General features: G+C 72.3%; 16 protein-coding genes. 11 read left to right on the top strand and 5 right to left on the bottom strand.

Translation table 11 applies throughout. The annotated features are described in order from the left end of the window. The first annotated feature begins 288 nt into the window (after positions 1-288). The 7 genes from AQJ84_RS03770 to pcaDC are packed head-to-tail and all read left to right on the top strand — an operon-like array spanning position 289 to position 6,785. Positions 289-1,071, top strand: a complete 783-nt coding sequence (locus AQJ84_RS03770; RefSeq protein ID WP_030042032.1) for a CoA transferase subunit A — start codon at positions 289-291, stop codon at positions 1,069-1,071. Beyond that, positions 1,071-1,739 (top strand): CoA transferase subunit B, encoded by a 669-nt coding sequence (locus tag AQJ84_RS03765; RefSeq protein ID WP_030042033.1) that lies wholly within the window; start codon positions 1,071-1,073, stop codon positions 1,737-1,739. The genes AQJ84_RS03770 and AQJ84_RS03765 overlap by 1 nt, the downstream gene beginning before the upstream one ends. Continuing rightward, on the top strand, positions 1,736-2,938 hold the full coding sequence (locus AQJ84_RS03760; RefSeq protein WP_030042034.1) for a thiolase family protein: 1,203 nt from the start codon (positions 1,736-1,738) through the stop codon (positions 2,936-2,938). The genes AQJ84_RS03765 and AQJ84_RS03760 overlap by 4 nt, the downstream gene beginning before the upstream one ends. A gap of 18 nt (positions 2,939-2,956) precedes the next feature. Further along, positions 2,957-3,730, top strand: coding sequence for a protocatechuate 3,4-dioxygenase subunit beta (gene pcaH, locus AQJ84_RS03755; RefSeq protein WP_030042035.1), 774 nt, complete (start codon positions 2,957-2,959; stop codon positions 3,728-3,730). A gap of 6 nt (positions 3,731-3,736) precedes the next feature. Further along, positions 3,737-4,342 carry a protocatechuate 3,4-dioxygenase subunit alpha gene (pcaG, locus tag AQJ84_RS03750; protein ID WP_030042036.1) on the top strand — a complete coding sequence of 202 codons (606 nt, stop codon included), beginning with the start codon at positions 3,737-3,739 and terminating at the stop codon, positions 4,340-4,342. After that, positions 4,339-5,670 (top strand): 3-carboxy-cis,cis-muconate cycloisomerase, encoded by a 1,332-nt coding sequence (gene pcaB, locus AQJ84_RS03745; protein WP_030042037.1) that lies wholly within the window; start codon positions 4,339-4,341, stop codon positions 5,668-5,670. The genes pcaG and pcaB overlap by 4 nt, the downstream gene beginning before the upstream one ends. Next, the gene (gene pcaDC, locus AQJ84_RS03740; RefSeq protein WP_030042038.1) at positions 5,667-6,785 is read left to right on the top strand and encodes a bifunctional 3-oxoadipate enol-lactonase/4-carboxymuconolactone decarboxylase PcaDC; all 1,119 of its coding nucleotides are present in this window, start codon (positions 5,667-5,669) and stop codon (positions 6,783-6,785) included. Before pcaB ends, pcaDC begins: the two co-directional genes overlap by 4 nt. A 199-nt stretch (positions 6,786-6,984) precedes the next feature. On the opposite strand, the gene AQJ84_RS03735 is transcribed toward pcaDC, so the two are convergent. Then, positions 6,985-9,669, bottom strand: a complete 2,685-nt coding sequence (locus tag AQJ84_RS03735; protein ID WP_053193246.1) for an ATP-binding protein — start codon at positions 9,667-9,669, stop codon at positions 6,985-6,987. Positions 9,670-10,253: 584 nt separating this feature from the next. On the opposite strand from AQJ84_RS03735, the gene AQJ84_RS03730 reads away from it, so the two are divergent. After that, positions 10,254-11,279 carry a DUF2510 domain-containing protein gene (locus AQJ84_RS03730; RefSeq protein ID WP_030042040.1) on the top strand — a complete coding sequence of 342 codons (1,026 nt, stop codon included), beginning with the start codon at positions 10,254-10,256 and terminating at the stop codon, positions 11,277-11,279. 158 nt (positions 11,280-11,437) lie between these two features. Here AQJ84_RS03730 and AQJ84_RS03725 read toward each other — a convergent pair whose 3' ends face one another. Then, complete coding sequence (locus tag AQJ84_RS03725; RefSeq protein WP_030042041.1) at positions 11,438-12,052, bottom strand: TetR/AcrR family transcriptional regulator; 615 nt, start codon at positions 12,050-12,052, stop codon at positions 11,438-11,440. Between the two features lie 211 nt (positions 12,053-12,263). On the opposite strand from AQJ84_RS03725, the gene AQJ84_RS03720 reads away from it, so the two are divergent. Then, positions 12,264-13,061, top strand: coding sequence for a phosphatase PAP2 family protein (locus AQJ84_RS03720; RefSeq protein ID WP_053193244.1), 798 nt, complete (start codon positions 12,264-12,266; stop codon positions 13,059-13,061). After that, positions 13,058-14,080 carry a DMT family transporter gene (locus AQJ84_RS03715; RefSeq protein ID WP_030042043.1) on the top strand — a complete coding sequence of 341 codons (1,023 nt, stop codon included), beginning with the start codon at positions 13,058-13,060 and terminating at the stop codon, positions 14,078-14,080. Before AQJ84_RS03720 ends, AQJ84_RS03715 begins: the two co-directional genes overlap by 4 nt. Positions 14,081-14,086: 6 nt before the next feature. On the opposite strand, the gene AQJ84_RS03710 is transcribed toward AQJ84_RS03715, so the two are convergent. Both AQJ84_RS03710 and AQJ84_RS03705 read right to left on the bottom strand, forming a co-directional pair. Next, a complete protein-coding gene (locus AQJ84_RS03710; protein WP_030042044.1) occupies positions 14,087-14,908 on the bottom strand; it encodes a phospholipid scramblase-related protein in 822 nt (273 codons plus the stop codon). 64 nt (positions 14,909-14,972) lie between these two features. Beyond that, positions 14,973-17,024 carry a phosphocholine-specific phospholipase C gene (locus AQJ84_RS03705; RefSeq protein WP_030042045.1) on the bottom strand — a complete coding sequence of 684 codons (2,052 nt, stop codon included), beginning with the start codon at positions 17,022-17,024 and terminating at the stop codon, positions 14,973-14,975. A gap of 157 nt (positions 17,025-17,181) precedes the next feature. Here AQJ84_RS03705 and AQJ84_RS03700 point away from each other — a divergent pair, with 157 nt between their 5' ends. After that, positions 17,182-18,480: an MFS transporter gene (locus AQJ84_RS03700; RefSeq protein ID WP_030042046.1), complete on the top strand. Its 1,299-nt coding sequence runs from the start codon at positions 17,182-17,184 to the stop codon at positions 18,478-18,480. A 127-nt stretch (positions 18,481-18,607) separates the two neighbouring features. Here AQJ84_RS03700 and AQJ84_RS03695 read toward each other — a convergent pair whose 3' ends face one another. Beyond that, positions 18,608-19,117: a hypothetical protein gene (locus AQJ84_RS03695; RefSeq protein ID WP_030042047.1), complete on the bottom strand. Its 510-nt coding sequence runs from the start codon at positions 19,115-19,117 to the stop codon at positions 18,608-18,610. Positions 19,118-19,172: the final 55 nt, after the last annotated feature.

Below are 19,172 nucleotides of genomic sequence, written 5' to 3'. Positions count from 1 at the left end.
CTCTTCGTTGTTCTCTTCGTTGCTGCACATCGTCGACGCAGGCTCGTCGACGCAGAGACATGGGTGCAGGTTCGTAGGTGCAGGTTTATCGGTGCAGATCCGTAGGTGCACTGAACAATACCGGTCGAGTCGACGGCTGTCTCGGGCCCGTCGAGGTGATCTGACCTCGTACTTATCCGGGGTCTTGACGCCTGGCTGCGCCGGTGGCAGCGTGAAGGCACCTCGCTGAAATAATCAGTGCCCTGATTAATTGCTGGACGGGCGCGCGGACGGGATGGGGCTTCACGGATGGACAAGGTGGTCGCCACGGCCCTGGAGGCGGTGGCCGATGTGCCGGACGGTGCGTCGCTCGCGGTGGGCGGCTTCGGCCTGAGCGGTGTACCGAACGTGCTGATCCAGGCGCTGTACGAGCGGGGGGTCGCCGGCGTCAGCGTCGTCTCGAACAACTGCGGGGCGATGGAGTCCGGTCTCGCGGTGCTGCTGGCGGCGGGGCGGATCGCCCGCGTGACCGGCTCCTACATCGGCGCGAACAAGGAGTTCGCCCGCCAGTACCTGGCCGGTGAGCTCGAGGTCGAGATGATCCCGCAGGGCACGCTGGCCGAGCGCCTGCGGGCCGGCGGCGCGGGCATCCCCGCCTTCTTCACCCCGGCGGGCGTGGGCACACAGGTCGCCGACGGCGGGCTGCCGTGGCGCTACGACGGTCAGGGCGGCGTCGCGCTCGCCTCACCGCCCAAGGAGGTGCGGGAGTTCGACGGCGTGGAACACGTACTGGAGCGCGGTATCCGCACCGACTTCGCGCTGGTCCGGGCGGCGAAGGGCGACCGGCACGGGAACCTGGTCTTCAACAGGTCCACCCGCAACTTCAACCCCCTGGCCGCGATGGCCGGCCGGGTGACGATCGCCGAGGTGGAGGAACTGGTGGAGCCCGGCGAGATCGAGCCGGACGCCGTGCACCTGCCGGGGATCTTCGTACAGCGGGTGGTGGCGCTCACGCCGGAGCAGGCGGCCGACAAGCAGATCGAACGTCGCACGATTTCCGCGCCTCCGGCGCGAGGGACGGTGGGCAACTGATGGCCTGGACACGCGAGGAGATGGCCGCGCGCGCCGCCCGCGAGCTGACGGACGGCCAGTACGTCAACCTCGGCATCGGCCTGCCGACGCTCATCCCGAACTACCTCCCGGCGGGCGTCGAGGTGATCCTGGAGTCGGAGAACGGCATCCTGGGCACCGGCCCCTACCCCACCGAGGACCAGGTCGACCCCGATCTGATCAACGCGGGCAAGGAGACCGTGACGGTCCTGCCGGGCGCGTCCTTCTTCGACTCAGCGCTGTCGTTCTCCATGATCCGCGGCGGGCACATCGACGTCGCCGTGCTCGGCGCGATGCAGGTCTCCGAGAAGGGCGACCTGGCCAACTGGGCCGTCCCCGGCAAGATGATCACCGGGATCGGCGGTGCGATGGACCTGGTGCACGGCGCCCGCACCGTCATCGTCGTCATGACCCACACCGCCAAGGACGGCTCGCCGAAGATCCTCACGGAGTGCGCGCTGCCGCTCACCGGCAAGGCGTGTGTGAACCGGATCATCACCGACCTCGGCGTTGTGGACGTCACGGCGGACGGCCTGGTGCTCGTCGAGACCGCGCCCGGGGTGAGCGTCGACGAGATCACCGCCAGGACCGACGCCGAGCTGACCGTCAAGACCGACGCCGAGCCGACCGTCGCGGAGGACCTGAAGTGAGGAACGTCTACATCGTCGACGCGGTCCGTACCCCGGTCGGCCGCTACAACGGGGCGCTGGCCGGTATCCGCCCGGACGACCTGGGCGCCCACGCCATCCGCGAACTCCTCGCCCGTACGCCCGGGTTGGACCCGTCCCGGATCGAGGACGTGTACTTCGGCAACGCCAACGGCGCCGGCGAGGAGAACCGCAACGTCGGCCGTATGGCCGCGCTCCTGGCCGGGCTGCCCACCTCCGTGCCGGGGGTGACCGTCAACCGGCTGTGCGCGTCGGGGCTCGAGGCCGTGATCCAGGCCGCCCGTGCCATCGCGGTCGGCGACGCCTCCATCGCCGTGGCCGGCGGCGTCGAGTCGATGACCCGGGCGCCGTACGTGCTTCCCAAGTCGGACAAGCCGTTCCCGGCCGGGCACGCCGAGCTGTACTCCACCACGCTGGGCTGGCGCATGGTCAACCCGCGGATGGAACCGCAGTGGACCGTCCCGCTCGGCGAGAGCGCGGAGCTGATCGCCGAGAAGCACAAGATCAGCCGTGCACAACAGGACGAGTTCGCGCTCGCCAGCCACCAGAAGGCCGCTCGCGCGCAGGAGGCGGGACTGTTCGACGCCGAGCTGGCGCCGGTACCGGTGCCGCAGCGCAAGGGCGACCCGGTGGTCTTCGGCGCCGACGAATGCGTACGGCCGGATGCCTCCCTCGCCGCCATGGCCAGGCTGAAGCCGTCCTTCCGTGAGGACGACGGCACGGTCACCGCGGGCAACGCGTCGCCTCTGAACGACGGCGCCGCCGCACTGCTCCTCGTCGACGAGGAGGGCCTGAAGGCCACCGGCCGCGAGCCGCTCGCCCGCGTCTCGGCCACCGGTGTCCACGCCCTCGACCCGCATTACTTCGGTCTCGCCCCCGTCGAGGCCGTCAACCGGGCGCTCGCCAAGGCGGGCAAGGGGTTCGGCGACCTGTCGGTGCTGGAGCTGAACGAGGCGTTCGCCGCCCAGGTGCTGGGCTGTGTCGCCGAGTGGCCCGAGTTCGACCCGGCGATCCTCAACCCGCAGGGCGGTGCCATCGCCCTCGGCCACCCGCTGGGCGCCTCCGGTGCCCGTCTCGCCGGCACCGTCGCCCACCAGCTCGCCCGTGCGGGCAGCGGGGTCGGCGTCGCCACCCTCTGCATCGGCGTGGGCCAGGGCCTCGCCCTCGTCCTCGAACGCTAGCGAGCCTTAGGAACCCCCATGACTCTCACCCAAGCCGACATCGACCTGGAGATCGCGGCCGAGCACGCCGCGTACGTCAAGCGCCTCGCCGAGGGCGCCCCCGTCGAGCACCAGCCGCGCCGCGACTACGCGCCGTACCGTTCCTCGGTGCTGCGGCACCCGAAACAGCCGCCGGTCGCCATCGACGTGACGAAGGACCCCGAACTGGTGGAGCTGTCCTCCCCCGCCTTCGGGGAGCGGGACATCACCGAGATCGACAACGACCTGACCCGGCAGCACAACGGCGAGCCGATCGGCGAGCGCATCACCGTCTCCGGGCGGCTGCTGGACCGCGACGGGCGCCCGATCCGGGGCCAGCTGGTGGAGATCTGGCAGGCCAACTCGGCCGGCCGCTACGCGCACCAGCGCGAGCAGCACGACGCCCCGCTGGACCCGAACTTCACGGGCGTCGGCCGCACGCTGACCGACGACGACGGCACCTACCACTTCACCACCGTGCAGCCGGGCCCCTACCCCTGGCGCCAGCACGTCAACGCCTGGCGGCCGGCCCACATCCACTTCTCGCTGTTCGGTTCGGCGTTCACGCAGCGGCTCGTGACGCAGATGTACTTCCCGAGCGACCCGCTGTTCCCCTACGACCCCATCATCCAGTCGGTGACGGACGACGCCGCCCGGCGACGGCTGGTGGCGACGTACGACCACAGCCTGTCGGTGCCGGAGTTCTCCATGGGCTACCACTGGGACATCGTGCTCGACGGCCCGAACGCCACCTGGATCGAAGAAGGACGCTGACCTGCCATGACGAAGATCGACACAAGCCGCCCGGAGAGCGTGCTGCCCACCCCCTCGCACACGGTCGGCCCGTTCTACGGTCACGCGCTGCCCTTCCCCGGCGGCGGGGACATCGCCCCGGTGGGCCACCCGGACACCATCGCCGTGCAGGGATACGTGCTCGACGGCGAGGGCAACCCGCTGCCCGACGCGTTCGTGGAGCTGTGGGGCCCGGACCCGGACGGCAACCTGCCCACGGTCGACGGCTCGATGCGGCGCGACCCCGCCAGCGGCGGCTTCCTCGGCCGCAACGGCGTGGAGTTCACCGGCTGGGGGCGCATCCAGACGGACGCCAACGGACACTGGTCCGCACGCACGCTCAGGCCCGGCGCCCGCGGGCACAACGCCCCGTACCTCAGCGTCTGCGTGTTCGCGCGCGGTCTGCTGGTCCACCTGTACACCCGGATCTACCTGCCGGGTGACGAGGCGGCGCTCGCCGCGGACCCGCTGCTCGCACGGCTGGACGCGGAGCGACGCGACACGCTGGTCGCCGCCCGGCGGGGCGACGGCACGTACCGTTTCGACATCCGCCTTCAGGGCGAAGGCGAAACGGTCTTCCTGGAGTTCCAGTGACAGCTGCCGAACCGGACGCCGGGCTGCTCGCCCCCGGGTGGGCGGGCTCGCCCGTCGCGGACTCGACGAGCGACATCGCCTTTCTGCAGGCGCTGCTCGACGCCGAGGCCGCGCTGACCCGTGCGCAGGCCTCGCTGGGGCTCGCTCCCGAGGCGGCGGCGACGGCGGTGGCCGAGGCGGCCCGCGCGGACCGCTTCGACCCGCGTTCCCTCGCGGAGCGGGCCCGGGCCGGCGGCAACCCGGTGATCCCCCTGGTGGCCGACCTGACCAAGGCGGTCGGCCCCGAGTTCGGGCCGCATGTCCACCGGGGCGCGACCAGCCAGGACATCATGGACACCGCGATGATGCTGGTCGCCGTGCGCGCTCTGGGTCCGGTCCTCGACGACCTGGGTCGCACCGAACGGGCGCTGGCCCACCTGGCCGCCGAGCACCGCGACACGGCGATGCCGGGCCGGACGCTGACCCAGCACGCCGTGCCGACGACGTTCGGGCTGAAGACGGCGGGGTGGCGGTCACTGGTGCTGGACGCCCGGGACCGCGTGACGCCGGTCCGCGACGCGCTGCCCGTCCAACTCGGGGGTGCCGCCGGGACGTTGGCGGCGTTCACGGCGTACGGCGCCGCCGATCCGACCGCCCTGCCCGGAGCCTTCGCCCGGGCGGCCGGGCTCGGCGCGCCGACGCTGCCCTGGCACACGCTGCGTACTCCGATCGCCGACCTCGCCGGGTGCCTGGCGGTCACCGCGGGGGCGCTCGGCAAGATCGCCGTGGACGTGCTCACACTGGCCCGGACCGAGATCGCCGAGGTCGCGGAGGGCAGCGGCGGCGGTTCGTCGGCCATGCCGCACAAGGCGAACCCGGTGCGGGCCACGCTGATCGCAGCCGCCGCCCGGCGGGCCCCGCAGCTCGCCGCCACCCTGTACGGCTCGATGGCCGCCGAGGACGAGCGGCCGGCCGGCGCCTGGCACGCCGAGTGGGAGCCGTTGCGGGACCTCCTGCGGCTGGTCGGCGGCGCCGCCCGGGACGCCGCCGAACTGACGGAGAACCTGCGGGTCCACGCGGACGTGATGCGCCGGCACCTCGACCTGACCCACGGGCTGATCGTCTCCGAGCGCCTGTCCGCCGAACTGGCACCCGTCCTGGGCCGTGCCCGTGCCAGGCAACTACTCACCGACCTCGCCCGGCGGACCTACAGCGAGAGTCGCACCCTCGGTGAACTCCTGGCCGAGCAACCGGAGTTGAAGGACGTCGACCTCGACGAGCTGACCGATCCGGCCCACTACACCGGCTCCGCCCAAGCCCTCACCGACCGTGCCCTGGAGCGACGTTGACCGACACACTCCTCAACCACCGCGCCGAAGGCCCCGCTTCCGCTCCCCCGCTGCTGCTCGGGCCCTCGCTGGGCACCTCCTACGCGCTGTGGGACAAGGTCGCGCCCGAACTCTCCCTCACGCACCGGGTGATCCGCTGGGACCTGCCGGGACACGGCGGTTCGGCGGCCGGCCTGATCGGGCCCGGGGCGAGCGTGGGCGACCTCGCCGACCTGGTGCTCGCGCTCGCCGACTCCCTCGGCGTCGAGCGGTTCGCGTACGCCGGGGTGTCGCTGGGCGGGGCGGTGGGCCTGCATCTGGCCGTGCACCATCCGCAGCGGGTGTCCTCACTGGCGGTGATCTGTTCCTCCGCCCACTTCAACGGCTCGAAGCCCTGGCAGGAGCGGGCCGCGCTGGTGCGCGGCGAGGGACTGGCCTCGCTCGCCGAGAGCGCCGACGCCCGGTGGTTCACGCCTGGTTTCACCGTGCCGGAGCTCGTCCAGGACCACCGGGACGCCGACCCGGACGCGTACGCCGCCTGCTGTGACGCGCTGGCCGCCTTCGACCTGCGGGAGCGGCTGTCCGAGATCGCCGTGCCCGCGCTGCTGGTCGCCGGGCGCGAGGATCCGGCGACGCCGCCCGCGCATCTGCGGGAGATCGCGGACGCGGTGCCGGGCGCCGCGCTGGTGGAGATCCCGGGCGCCTCACATCTGGCACCCGCGCAGTGCCCTGAGGCCGTGCTGACCGCCCTGCGGGCCCATCTCGGCGGCGGGGCCAGGCGTGGCATGGAGGTGCGGCGCGAGGTCCTCGGGGATGCCCACGTGGACCGTGCGCAGGCGCGGCAGACGCCCTTCACCGCACGCTTCCAGGACTTCATCTCGCGCTACGCGTGGGGCGAGATCTGGACCGACCCGACGCTCAGCCGCCGCGAACGCAGCATGATCACGCTGACGGCACTGGTAGCGCACGGACACTACGACGAGCTGGCCATGCATGTGCGGGCGGCCCGGCGCAACGGCCTCACCCCCGAGGAGATCGGCGCGGTCCTGCTGCAGACGGCGGTGTACTGCGGCGTCCCGGCGGCGAACTCGGCGTTCGCCACGGCCCAGCGGGTGCTGGCGGAAGAAGAGGGGTGACCCTGCGGGTCGCCGCCCCGGCAGCACCTCCCGCACGGCTCCCCGCCGCATGCCCACCGCTCCCGCGACTCGGGGCAGGAGGTGCGCCGTCGACGGGCACGAACCACCACTGGCCGCACGCCACTTGGCGCCGGAGACGCGGGCCCGGCCGTGCCGCCCATACCGGGCCGACGGCGGCAACCGGCCGGCCGCCCCAGGGCTAGCGCAGCCCCCGTCCCGTCTCCAGCACCGTCCTGGCCTGGGCCACCAGGCCGTCCGCCCCGCAGGAACGTGCCAGGGCCAGGCCCCGGTTGAGCTCGGCGACCGAGCGGGCGAGGATGCCGTACTCGACGCGGGCCGCCGCGTGTTCGTACTGGCAGGGTGAGGCCTCCAGGTAGGCGACGGCCTGGGCGGCCAGCCGGACCGCGCGCTGCCCGGTCTCCAGCGCGGCGGCGCAGCGCAGGGCCTCGCCGATCGCGGTGTCGGTGCCGAGGCGTTCGGCGTGCCGTCGGACGTCGGTGACCAGCCGGGCGGCACGGCCCGGATCCTCGGTGGCGAGGGCGCGGGCGAGGTCGACGGCCCAGGGCACGAGCACCGGGTTGTGGTGGCCGCGGACGCCCGCCGCCTTCTCCGCGGCCTCCAGTTCGTTGATGCCGTCCTTGGTGCGGCCGACGGCGAGCAGGAGACGGCCGCGCACCGAGCGGGGGTCGGGCAGCACGATGGTGGACGGGTAGGGCGGGGCGAAGCCGTACTGTTCGGCGATCGCCCAGGCCTCCTGGACGTGGCCGCGGGCGAGCAGCGTGTCGACGAGGTTGCAGGTCGCCGACCAGTACAACGGCAGTCCGCGCCCGACGCGTTCGGCCAGGCGCAGGGACTCGCGCAGGGAGGTCTCGGCCTCCCGCAGCCGGCCGCGCCTGCGGTGGCCGAGCCCGACGTAGGCGTGGGCCAGGGCGAGGTGGCCGCCGCTCCAGCCGGCGGACTCGTAGGCGCGCAGGGCGTCGGTGTAGAGGGCGTCGGCCCGGTCGAGGCGGTCGGTGTAGGCGTACGCGTTGGCCAGCATCAGGAGCAGTTCGACACCCCACTCGGTGTCGGTCCAGCCGAGCCCGGGCGCGAGGCGGCCGTTGACCAGGGCGCGGTCGCACAGATCGACGACCTCCTCGGCGCTCTCGCCGTGGGTCATGGCGTCGAAGCCGCGCAGCATCAGCAGGGCGCGCTCGGCGTTGTCGCGGCCGGTGCAGGTCCTGGCGAGTTCGGCGAGGCGCTCGGAGCGGCCCGGCGAGGTGGCCTCGCCCGCGTGGATGCCCTCCCACATGTACTGCACGGCCTGCAGCCTGAGCCGGGCGGGGCCGGCCTCGTGCCGGGCGGCCTCCGCCTCGACGGTGCGGACGGCCTCCTCCAGCTGGTCGTTGTCCAGGAGCGCCTGGGAGAGGCGGACGACGGCGTCGACGCGTTCGTCGCCGTCGAGGCCCGGCATGGCGAGTGCGGTCTGCAGGTGGTCGACGGTCCTGGCGGGCGCGGTCAGGAGGGTGGCGCAGCCGAGTTCGAAGAGCACGCGCGCGTGCACCTCGGGCTGCGGGGGTTCCAGCAGGGCGCGTTCCAGGCAGCGGCGGGCGGCGTCGGGGGCACCGACGGCGAGGTGGTCGCGGGCGGCCTCGCGCAGCTGCTCGACGAGTTCCTCGTCGTCGTCCGGGTGAACCTGGAGGAGGTGGCGGGCGGCGGCCGCGGCGCCGAGTCCGGAGTCCGTGACGACCTGGGCCGCAATGCCGTGCATGGCCGTGCACAGGGCGGGCGGGATGGAGTTGTAGACGGCGGTGGCGATCAGCGGGTGGACGAACTCCAGATCACCCTCGTCCGCCGGCCCGTTCGCCGGGTCGGGTGCGGTGAGGATGCGGGCGCTGCACAGGAGTTCGGCGCAGCGCACGGCGTCGTCGTGGCGGAGGGTGGCGAGTTTGGCCACCAGTCGCACGGAGATGCCGGTGCCGAGGATGGCGGCCGCCCAGGCGAACCGGGTGGCGTCGATGCCCAGTTCCTCGAGGCGGGCGACGAGGCCGCCGCCGCGGGCCGAGCGGTTCAGGGCGCGCAGTTCACCGGCCGCGCCCTCGGACGGTTCGAGTTCGCTGTCCTGGACCTTGGCGAGGAGTTCGACGGCCTCGTACGGGTTGCCGGCGGTGACGGCCCAGACCTCCCGGCAGAACGCGGCGTCGGCGTGTTCGCCGAGGGTGGCGCGGGTGAGACCGGCGGTGGCGTCCGGCGTCAGGGCGCTCAGGGTGGTGGCGGGGCTGCCCGCGGTGGCGGCGACGTTGTCGAGGAGCCGGGCGCTCTCGCCGGTGACCTCGCCCGGCCGGCGGGCCACCACGACCAGGACGGACAGGTCGTCGAGGCGCTCGGCGAACGCGGCGAGCCAGCGCAGGGTCTCCTGGTCGGCCCAGTGGGCGTCGTCGACGAGCAGGACCAGCGGCCAGTCGCGCCGGGCCAGCCGGCGCACCGCGGCGACCAGTCCGTCGGTGACGCCCTGCGGGTCGGCCTGCCGCTCGCCGGGTTCGGTGAGGCCGAGAGCCGGGCCGGCGATGTCGTACCAGTCGCCGAGGTACTCGCGGGCCTCCTCCGGCATCAGCGACATGAGGACGGGTTGCAGCAGCTGCCGTACGACGTTGAAGGGGACGGACCTGAGGGTTTCGCCACCGCGGGCGGACCACACCGTGCAGCCGCGGGCCTCGGCGATGCGGCGCGTCTCGGCGAGCAGGGCGGTCTTGCCGAAGCCGGCCTCGGCGCGGATCATCAGCAGGCTGCCCGAGGAGCCCTTGTCCGCCGCCAGGGTCTCGATCGCCCGTACGACGGCGGCGACTTCCTCGTCGCGCTCCCACAGCGAGGCCGGGGCGGCCGCAGCGGGCCGTACCTCCGTCATCGCGCTACCTCCCCAAGTCGCCCGAACGACGTACAGACCTTGAGCGTAGCCGTCCGGGTGCCGAAGCGGAGGCGGGTCGGGGTACCAGTTGCCCAGGCGGGTGACCTGGGGTACGGGAGAACGACGCGTCCTGCCCGGGACCAGCCGCGACAAACTGCGCGCCGGTCCTGGGGTGCGGACTTCTGTGCCGTGCCGATGGCGGCCCTGCCGAGCGTTTCTGACTGACCATCACGTTTTGGCTCGTCTCCCGGAGACCGTCGAGCGGACCGGGAACATGGACGTCCCGCCGTCCCGACGTACCACGCGACGGCGGCCGGACTGTGCCTGGCCGGCGACGGCGTCACCGTGAAGCCGCCGGGGATGGTGAGCGAGGCGTAGGACGAGGAGGTGCGGGACGCGCTCGTGGCGTCGCTGCCGCCGAGGGCGGTGTCGATGGGGGGTGTCGTTGCGGGCGGTGTCTCTGGGTGAGGCTGTGGCTGGCGCCTGCCGTACGGGGGCTTCCGGTATGACTCGTCCTGGAATGAAGGGGATTGGTCCTCCCCCCTTCTCATGCCTCTTTCACCGAGGCCTCATACGGTGGGGACATGACGCAGGCGACTCCCCCCGGGTGGTACCCCGATCCCGGGCAGACAAGTGACGGTCCCGCCACCGAACGCTGGTGGGACGGCAAGGCATGGACGGACCAGACCCGCCCCGCGGGATCGGCCGCCGCGTGGGGTCCCCCGCAGGCTCCGGCGGGTGCCGGGGCGTTCCCGGTGCACCCCGGATATCCGGGCTACCCCGCGCAGCCGCCGGCCGGCTCACGGCGGGGGCTGCGCACGGGCATAGCCGTCGCGGCGGCCGTGGTGGTGCTGGCGTGCATAGGCGTGGGCGTGTACGCGCTCTCCGGCGACGACGGCGGCAGCGGCAACACCGCCAACTCGCAGGGACCGGGCGGTCGGGGCCCCGGGGGCGGGGACGGCTCGACCGGCGGCCAGGGCGGCCCGTTCGACGGCGACGGAGGTTCCGGGGGCGGCAGCGGGGGCGACGGCGGCTCCGGCGGCCAGTCGCCCTCGCCGGACCAGTCCGAGGCGCCGAAGATCGAGAGCGGTTCGGTGACCGACTCGCTCGACGGGATCAGCCTGCCCATCCCGGACGGCTGGTACGGCCAGCAGTTGCAGGCCGGGGCGTCGGTCACGTCGGACGACTCCTACAAGTGCCCCGGCGACACCTCGAAGTCCTGTACCAAGGGCGGCGCCTTCTCGGCGCCCGCCATCGCGTTCGGCACCAAGGGCACCACGGCCGAGCAGATCGCGAAGGCGGACATCTCCGCCAACGCCGAACAGTCCTACGGCGGCACGACCTACGGCAAGATCACCTCACACGACGTGCTGGCCTCCAAGGCCGTGACGGTGGCCGGGCAGAAGGGCTACCTGGTCCGCTGGAAGGCGGTCACCAGCAAGGGCTCCGACGGCTATGTCCAGTCGCTGGCCTTCCCCTCCCCCGCGAACCCCCAGCAGATGGTGATCGTCCGCTTCGGCATCGACGTCGAGGAGACACAGGCCGTGATCGACGAGATCACCCGGGGCATCAAGGTGTCGACGGGCGGCGGCAGCGGTCAGGACGTCTGACGCCCGGCCCGCGGGCCGGACACGACCCGTCGGCCGGGTGGGGCGCCTCTCCGCTCAAGAGGCACCCCACCCGGCCGGGGGGTGCGCGCCGCCCCCGTCCCCACGGTGCGGCGCGAGCAGGTCACCGTCCGGTCATCCCGCGGACGGCGGCCTGGGTCTCAGGTGAGGCCCAGCGCGGGCAGCACCGCGGCCTCCACGAAGCGGACCAGGTAGTCCTGGTCGGCGTACTGGCCGTCGACGACGGGCCGGGCGCGGACGACGCCGAACATCTGGGCCGGGACGTACTCCAGCGCCGGATGGTCCGCGGCGACCTCGCCGCGTTCGACCCCGCGCCGCAGGATGGCCCGCAGCGCGGCGATCTCCGGGTCCACCAGGGCCTCGCGCAGTGCCCCGGCGAGTTCCTCGTCCAGGGTGAGGGCGTGGCCGAGCGCCTGCAGCAGCTTGGTGTCCGTCGTCGCCCACCTGGCCGTCGCCCGCGCGGCCTCGCGCAGGTCACCGGCGAGCGATCCGGTGTCGATGCCTGCCAGGCGTGAGGTGCGGCGCGAGCGCAGGGCCGCCACCACGAGCTGGGGCTTGGTCTTCCACTGCCGGTAGAGCGTGGACTTGCTGCAGCGGGCGCTGGCAGCGACCCCCTCCATGGTGACGGCCTCGTAGCCGCACTCCTTGATCTGCTCGAGCACGGCGTCGAAGAACTCCTGCTCACGCTCGGGCGTGATCTTGGAGCGGCGCGAGGCGGCGGCCGTTTCCGGTCCGTCCGCGGCCTGCGACGTCATCTGCCCCTGCCTCCACTCGGTCCCGCGGGCCTGCGACCCGCTCGTCGGAATGTGTCGTAAGTCAATCGATACGCCAGTGTACCGGAACGGAACCGTATCGGTACACTGGCGTATCGGAACGCATTCGTATCGATGAGTTCCGTGCCCGCGACGGGTCAATTACCGCGTCCGGCACCAGCACAGGCACCACCGTCAGCGAAAGGGCCGGGGGATGAATGCCCGCACCGAGCCTTCCCAGGCGGCGCCCAGCGCGATAGCGCGGCCGCCGCTCGTTCGTGAGCTCCTGCTGGTCGCAGGGCTCTTCCTCGTCTACAAGCTCGGCCGGCAACTCGCGACAGGCCACACCGGCGAGGCCTTCCGCAACGCACACCGCGTGTGGGACTGGGAACGGATCCTCCATCTGCCCGGCGAAGGCTCGGTGCAGTCCCTGCTGCTGCACGGCGACACGCTCGCGCACCTCGCGAACACCTACTACGCGACCGTCCACTTCCCGGCCACCGTGGCCTTCCTGGTCTGGCTCTACCTGCGCCGCCCGGCGCACTACGTGTGGGCCCGCCGGGTGCTTGCCGTGGTCACCGGCGCCGCGCTGGTGCTGCACCTCGTGTTCCCGCTGGCGCCGCCGCGCATGCTGGCCGCCACCGGCCTGGTGGACACCGCCCAGGTCTACGGCCCCTCCGTGTACGGGCCGCCACGGACGGACACCCTGTCGAACCAGTTCGCGGCGATGCCCTCGCTGCACTTCGGCTGGGCGCTGATGCTGGCCGTCGGCCTGATCGTCGCCACCCGGTCGCGCCTGCGCTGGCTGTGGCTGCTGCATCCGGTGCTGACGTTGCTGGTCATCGTCGGGACGGCGAACCACTACTGGCTGGACGCGGTCGTGGCGGGCGCGATGCTCGGTGTCGCCCTCGCGGTGATCCATCCGCCGCACCGGACGGCGACGACCGCCGGACGCGGCCAGGAGACCCTCGCACCCGCCGACGAGCAGGTCCTCGTGGGAGCCGGCCGATGAACGCCACCCTGCTCGCCGTCGTCCTGTCCCTGTTCTCCTCCGTCGCCTACGCGGCCGCGGCCGTCGCCCAGGAGCGTCTGGCCTCTCGCGACCCCGGCTCGGGCACACTGCGGCTGCTGCGCTCGGGCGCCTGGTGGGGGTCGGTCGTGCTCAACGCGTCGGCCGCGCTGCTGCACGTCGTCGCCCTGAAGTACGGACCGCTGACCCTGGTCCAGCCGCTGGGCGCGCTCACCCTGGTCGCGGCCGTGCCCATGGGGGCCCGGGTCGCGGGGCGCCGGGTCAGTGCCGTGGAGTGGCGGGGCACCGCGCTGACGCTCCTCGGCCTGTCCGCGATCCTCGTCACCGCCTCAGGCCCGGCGCCCGAGGACGTGCTCGGCACGTCCGAGGCGCTGGCGGTGGCGGCCGGGACGGCGACACTGATCGGCCTGCTGGCGCGCCGGGGTGCCCGGCCGGGCCTGCGGCACGCGTCCGCCTCCGGTTTCGCCTCCGGGGTCGCCTCGGCGCTCACCCAGACGGTGACGGTCGCCGCGACGGACCGCACGGAGTCGCTGCTCAGTGTGCAGGTGATCGGCGTCTCCCTGCTCGTCGCGGCCTTCGCGACGGCGGGCCTGTTGCTTTCGCAGACCGCCTACCGAGGCGGCCTCGGCGCCCCGCTCGCCGTGGTGACCCTGGCCAACCCGGTGGCCGCCGCGGTGATCGGGCTGCTCCTGCTGGGCGAGCGGTTGCGGGGCGGCGCGGCGGGCGTGCTCCTGGCGCTGGCGGGGGCCGGTCTCGCGGCCTGGGGTGTGGTGCTGCTGAGCAGGGCGACACCCGGCAACGACGACGTGGCGCGGCGGGCAGGGGGCCCGTCGCGCGGCGGGACCGGCGCCCTGCGCCGGGGCCGGCCGGAGGCGGGTCGTGCCCCGGTGGACGACGACCACCCCGTCGCGGCCGTACTCGCCCTGGAGCCCGGCTCCGCGACGGCCGAACCGGCGATGGTGCCCCGGCCCGTCACACCGGGACACCTCACTCCGCTGTGACGGGCGTCAGCCCAGACCCCGCGAATCCTGCTTGAGCGCCGTGTCGACGGTCAGCGCGGTCGCCACGACCAGGCTCAGCAGCGGCTCGGGCAGCTGGTAGTGGATCTGCAGGACGTAGTTGTCCGCGGTGGTGAACATCGTCTTGGCGAGGCCCTCCCAGGTCTTGGTGATCCGGGCGACCTCGTTCCCGGTGTGGTCGACGATGGCGAAGTTCCACGCGCGCCAGTTCTCCGCCTTGATCGCGCCGACCTGCTGGCCGTTCACGTTCATCGCGAAGTTGATCTTGCCGATCATGTTCTGCTGCACGATCTCGCCCACCGGACTGCCGTCCGGACGCTGCACGATCACCCGCGACTTGAGGAACTTCGCGGGCCGCGTCAGCAGCAGCACCGGCTGACCGTGGGCGTCGCGGATCTCCAGCTTGTGCGTCATGAACTGGTCGACGCTGGCGACGAAGCGCAGGACCTTCTTCAGCGCGCTCTGCCCGACCTGGACGACCGAGCCGAGCTGGTTGCCGTTCTGGTCCATGACCTTGTACTCGTTGGTCAGCTCGATCAGCTTGGCCTTCTGGTTCACCACCAGAACCGGCTCACTGAACAGGCTGCCGCCGCCGGGGCCGCTCGCCGCGACCCCGGCCTGCTGTTGCACCTGACGCTGGACGCGCTGGTCCGGACCGGCCGGCTGCGCCGGCACCTGGGGCACGGCCTGGGCCTTCTGGTCCGTGTTGGTGTGGTCGGTCCACTGCGCGCCGTCCCAGTAGCGGAGCGTCTGGGCCGCCCCGTGCGGATCCGGGTACCAGCCTGCAGGTGTGTTCGATTGCGTGGTCACCGGGGCACACTATCCCGAGCCTCCTGGTCCCTGACCAGCCCGGATCCGCATCCTCCGCCAGGCTTTACCCAGTCATGACAGCCGGGTCGCTCACCCCCGGACGCCCGTTCTCGACGTGACCGGCGAACCTCCGCAGGAACGCCGGATCCGCCTCCGAGGTGACGGTCAGGTCGTACCAGCGCCGGCTCGCCTTGAGGTCGAAGGTGTGCCGCACGGTGGCGCCGGCGCGCACGGTGAAGGACCTGGCCCGGTCGCCGTAGCCGCTCCTGACCTTCAACCGCGCCGTGCCGGAACCCCTGTTGGTGAAGGTCAGCTCCACGTCGTCGCCTCGGTGGCGCGCCGTCACCTCGGGACCGGCGGCCTTGTTCGGCCCCCTGAAGACGCGCAGGAAGCCGTTCGGGCCGTGCACGGTCAGGTCGTACGAGCCGTTCGAGTACGCCGAGTTCCAGGTGTCCGCGATGGTCTTGCCGGCCTCGGTGGTGTAGGTCCAGGGGCCGTCGCCGCGGTTGCCGGACGTGACCAGGAAGGCGGCACCGGCCTTGGCGCCGGACGCGAAGGTGAGCGTGAGCTTCCCGGCCGGCGCGTCCACCGAACCGTCCACGTGGGGCGCGTACTTCAACGGGCGGGCGGGACGCAGGCCACGTTCCTGCCGGGGCAGGGCTCCCCGCGCGGGCGGGGTCGGCCGGTAGTCGGGGTGACGTTCGCGGTCCGGGGGCTCGTAGTCGTCGGTGTCGGGGAGCGCGACCGGCCCGGTGTCCTCGCGGGAGAAGTCGAAGGCCGACGTCAGGTCTCCGCAGATGGCGCGCCGCCAGGGTGAGATGTTCGGCTCGCGGACGCCGAAGCGGCGCTCCATGAAGCGGAGGATCGAGGTGTGGTCCATCGTCTCCGAGCAGACGTAACCGCCCTTGCTCCAGGGCGAGACGACCAGCATCGGCACGCGCGGGCCGAGCCCGTAGGCCCCGGCGACATGGGTGTCGCCGCCCTTGAAGAGGTCCGGTCCGACGTCGACGGTGGACCTGCCCTGTGCGTCGGACCTCGGCGGGAGCGGCGGCACCAGGTGGTCGAAGAAGCCGTCGTTCTCGTCGTAGGTGATGAACAGGGCGGTCTTCGCCCACACCGCGGGGTTGGAGGTGAGCGCGTCCAGGACCTGGGAGATGTACCAGGCGCCGTAGTTCGAGGGCCAGTTGGAGTGCTCGGAGAAGGCCTCCGGGGCGGCGATCCAGGAGATCTGCGGCAGCTTGCCGGCCTTGACGTCCGCCTTCAGCCGGTCGAAGTAGCCGTCGCCGTTCTTCACGTCGGTGCCGGTGCGGGCCTTCTCGTGGAGCGGGTCACCGGGCTGGGCGTCGCGGTACGAGTCGAAGTACAGCAGCGAGTTGTCGCCGTAGTTGCCGCGGTAGGCGTCCTGGATCCAGCCCCAGGAACCCTGCGCGTCCAGGCCGTCGCCGATGTCCTGGTAGATCTTCCAGGAGATCCCCGCCTTCTCCAGGCGCTCGGGATAGGTCGTCCAGCCGTAGCCGAGCTCGTCGTTGCCGAGGACGGGGCCGCCGCCGGTGCCGTCGTTCCCGGTGTAACCGCTCCACATGTAGTAGCGGTTGGGGTCGGTGGACCCGATGAAGGAGCAGTGGTACGCGTCGCAGATCGTGAACTTGTCGGCGAGCGCGTAGTGGAAGGGGATGTCCTCACGGGTCAGGTACGCCATGGTCGTGGTGCCCTTCGCGGGCACCCACTGGTCGTACGCGCCCCCGTTGTAGGCCTGCTGGCCGTCGGGCCAGCTGTGCGGCAGACCTTCGAGGAACTGCATGCCGAGGTCGTCGGCGGTCGGGTGGAAGGGCAGCAGTTCCCTGGTGCCGTCCGACTGGTGCCAGACCGACCTGCCGCTCGGCAGCGTGACCGGGTGCGGGTCGCCGAAGCCGCGGACGCCCCTCAGCTTGCCGAAGTAGTGGTCGAAGGAACGGTTCTCCTGCATCAGGACGACGACGTGCTCGACGTCCTCGATCGATCCCGTGCGGTGGTTGGCCGGGATCGCGGCGGCCCGCTCGATGCTGGCGGACAGCGCCGTGAACGCCGTGGTCGCGCCCGCTATCTGGAGAAATCGTCGCCGGTTGACTTCGGGCATGAGTGAGGGACCTCTCCCCTGGAAGGTGGTGACCGGTCGATCGTGACGGAATGCGCGCGAAAGGAGTGTTCCAGGAGCACCAAACGGCAGGGAAGGGTCCGGTGGCGCTCGTGTGAAAGTCGTCGGTACGCGAGGTGTGGCGGGGCCGAAGGCGGGGATGGTCGCGATCATGACAGAGACCCACGCGTCGGCGTCCACTCCGACGAAACGGCCCGTACGCCAGCTCCTCGCCGCCTCCGTGGGCAATGCCGTGGAGTGGTACGACTGGTACGCCTACACGTTTCTGGCCACCTACATCGCCGCCGAGGTCTTCCCCGAGAGCGCGGACAACTCGCTGGTGCCGCTGCTGTCGACGTTCGCGGTGTTCGCCGTCGGCTTCTTCATGCGGCCGGTCGGCGGGCTGCTGATGGGCGCGATCGCGGACCGGCGGGGGCGGCGGGCCGCGCTGACGGTGACCATCCTGCTGATGGGCGGCAGCAGCCTGCTGGTCGGACTGACACCGACGTACGAGGCGGCCGGTGTCCTGGCTCCCGTACTGCTGGTTCTCGCCCGGCTGCTCCAAGGGCTGTCCGTGGGAGGGGAGTTCGCCGCCTCCACGACCTTCCTGGTGGAGTCGGCGGGCCCCGGCCGGCGGGGGCTGTTCTCCAGCTTCCAGTACGTGTCGACGACCGCCGGGCAGCTGATCGCGTCCGGCCTCGCCACGCTGCTCGTGAACACGCTGAGCGACGGACAGATGAACGGCTGGGGCTGGCGTCTCCCCTTCGTCGTGGGGGCGGTGCTCAGCCTGGTCGGCTTCTGGATCCGTCAGGGCGCGCAGGAGACCCGCAGCGAGGAACAGCGACAGGCGCCGCGCCCGGGCCTGCTGGAGGCGCTGCGCCGCCATCCGCGGGAGTCGCTGCTGATCTGTGGCATCACGGCCGGCGGCACGATCGCCTACTACACCTGGACGTCGTACCTGCCGACGTACGCCGAACTCAACACGGGCCTCGGCAAGTCGGACGCGCTGCTCGCGGGCACCCTCTCGCTCGCCTTCTTCGGACTGCTCCAGCCCCTCGGCGGACTGCTCTCCGACCGCCTCGGCCGCCGCCCGCTGCTCCTGTTCTTCGGCCTGGGCTTCGCCCTGCTGAGCGTGCCGCTGCTGCACGCCCTGCGGGACTCCTTCGCCGTCCTGCTGCTGGTCCAGTGCGCGGGCATGATCCTGCTGACCGGCTTCACCTCGATCAGCGCGGCCGTGAACGCCGAGATCTTCCCGCCCTGGGTGCGCGCGGCCGGCATCGGCTTCCCCTACTCGCTGACGGTGGCCCTCTTCGGCGGCACCGCCCCCTACGTGGGCACGCTCTTCAAGGACCTGGGCCACTCCGGGATCTTCCCCTGGTACGTGGCCTCGCTGTGCCTGCTGTCGTCCCTGGTGTACCTGCGGCTGCCGGAGACGGCGCACAAGGAGCTGCGGCGCTGAAGCGGACCCGCCCCTCGCGTCCGGCTGAGCCGGGAGAGGTGGGCGGCACCACCCCTCGACCCCACGCGCTGCGCGTCCCCGTCGGGGGACGCGCAGCGTTACGTGGACGCGGGTATCCGACGCGGCGTCAGCCGTACAGCGCCACCCGCGGCTGCACCGTGCCCGCCGCGCCCGGGGACAGCACGGTGACCCGGTACCGCTCGGTCAGGGTCTCGCCGGGACGCAGGGTGCGCTGTGCGGCCACGAGGTCGGTGAACAGGGTGCCGGTCTGGCTGCCGACGGCCACTGTCTGACGGGCACCGTCCGCGCTCCGCCGTTCGACCCTGATGTCCTCAGGCGCCAGGAAGGGCCCGGCCTCCGGGGACTCCACCAGGATCTGCGGGGCCACGACCTGGGCCGCCGACGAGTCGTTGGTGTAGGACACGACGAACGTGTGCGACTCCCCGGCCGCAGGAAGAGCCCTGGTGGGCAGGTCCACGAAGCCGACGGGAACCAGGGCGGACCCCGCGTCCACGTCCGTCGCGGCCGAGGCCACCGGGGCCGTACTCGCCATGGCCGTGCCCGCACCCGCCACGCCGACCAGCGCGGCGGTGAGCACCATGGATGCCGCCGCGAGGCGGTAGTTGGTCAACGACACTTGCTTGTTTCTCCTCAGGTATCCGTTTGCTGACCGCGAGGCTCACGGCTGTCGG

This window comes from Streptomyces resistomycificus (genome assembly GCF_001514265.1).
Lineage (GTDB): Bacteria > Actinomycetota > Actinomycetes > Streptomycetales > Streptomycetaceae > Streptomyces > Streptomyces resistomycificus.
The sequence above is the reverse complement of the archived record's forward strand: the minus strand, read 5'-3'. Positions and strand labels throughout refer to the sequence as shown.